1 protein-coding gene is annotated in these 1,454 nt (G+C 67.8%); it reads left to right on the plus strand.

The window, feature by feature from the left end:
• Positions 1-156: 156 nt before the first annotated feature.
• Positions 157-696: a GNAT family N-acetyltransferase gene (locus tag BLW04_RS25475; RefSeq protein WP_091548447.1), complete on the plus strand. Its 540-nt coding sequence runs from the start codon at positions 157-159 to the stop codon at positions 694-696.
• The last annotated feature ends 758 nt before the right edge of the window (positions 697-1,454 follow it).

Consider the following 1,454-nt stretch of genomic DNA (forward strand, 5'->3'; position numbering starts at 1 on the left):
GGTGTCCCGGCTCCGCGCGACCCCGGAGTGGGACTACGTGGAACGCGAAGTCGACATCCGCCTCGCACGCTGAGCTACGTCAGAGCCCTCACCCCGTCTCGTTGGCCGATCCCTGACCGAACGAGGAGAGCGCCTGCGTCGTGTGAGGATGCCCTGATGCATCCGCTGGACACGGACCGCTTGCAGCTACGGGCTTGGTCCGATGAGGACATCGGCTTCGTCTTCGACATGTACTCCCGCTGGGAAGTCCAGCGCTTTATCGGCCTCGTCCCGCGCGTCATGGCCGACCGCGGCGAAGCCGAAGCAGTCATCGCCCGTTGGCGGTCCCTAGACGATCCGGTGTGCGGCGTCTGGGCCGTCCAGCGCCGCGCGGATGGTCACCTGCTGGGGACCCTGCTACTCAAGCCGATTCCCGCGTCCAGCGACCGGACCCCACTGCCGCCGTCGGGCGACATCGAGATCGGCTGGCACTTCCACCCCGACGTCTGGGGCCACGGCTACGCCACCGAAGCCGCCTCCCGGGCCCTCAAGCATGCCTTCGACTCCGGACTGCCAGAGGTCGTGGCGGTCACAAAAGAGGCGAACACCGCCTCTCAGGCCGTGGCCGGGCGGATCGGCATGACTCACCAGGGGAAGACAACCCGGTACTACAACGCCACCTGCGAGTTGTTCGTCGCCACCCGTCCTGCTTCGTAGACCCATCGTCTATCGGACGTAACCACCGCCAGCCCGCCCGCCGCCGACCCGGCCACATAGCGCTGTGTGTGAGTACCGCGTCACCTACCGCTGAAGGTCACATCACCCGTCGACCGGCCCGGGGCGGAGTCGTCTCACTTCCAAGGATGTGGAACGGCCACAGATTCAATCAAGATCGCTCGCCCAGCCGGCAGGTCCGGTCAGCCGGTGTGTCAGCAAAGCGGGGTGGAGATTCGCAGCCGCGGCAGTAGGAACCCTTCACCGAACCTGGCCTCCCGGGCGCTGGGAGCTGGGCCCCGGGCAGGTGGCTGAACGGTCCGCTGTCCGACCTCGCGTTGCGTCGCCGCGGCCGCGCCGCGCCATCCTCTCCAGGTCGCATGATGGACAACGTGCTGCGGCGTCAGGCCGCGAGTCCCCTCCCTGAGTCCCGCGCGAGGTCCGGCGTCACTACATCGGGTGAATTCCGGCGACGGGCACTCGAGCAGGTCGTCCTTCCTGTCGATGGCAGCAGTGCCGACCGGTCTCGGTCGACCCGCCGCGAGGCGGAGCCAAGCCGCCAAGCCGCCCGCCGGGTAGGCCTCGGCGCGAGGGAAGGTAGTTCCCCATGCGCAAAATCATTCTCGTTGGTGCGGTGGCTGGAGGTTGTCCCGGGTCTCGTGGAAGTTGAGGTGGCGGTCCCCCGCCTGCACCGGCCGTGAGGTAGGTGTTGGGCGTCCGCCAAGACTCCATCCGAACAGGGGACCGCCGTGAGCAAGACC

Source organism: Modestobacter sp. DSM 44400, assembly GCF_900107175.1.
Lineage (GTDB): Bacteria > Actinomycetota > Actinomycetes > Mycobacteriales > Geodermatophilaceae > Modestobacter.

Excerpts from the sequence above, each read along its gene's own strand:
- BLW04_RS25475 (WP_091548447.1), top strand. The coding sequence starts at position 157 with ATGCATCCGCTGGACACGGACCGCTTGCAGCTACGGGCTTGGTCCGAT.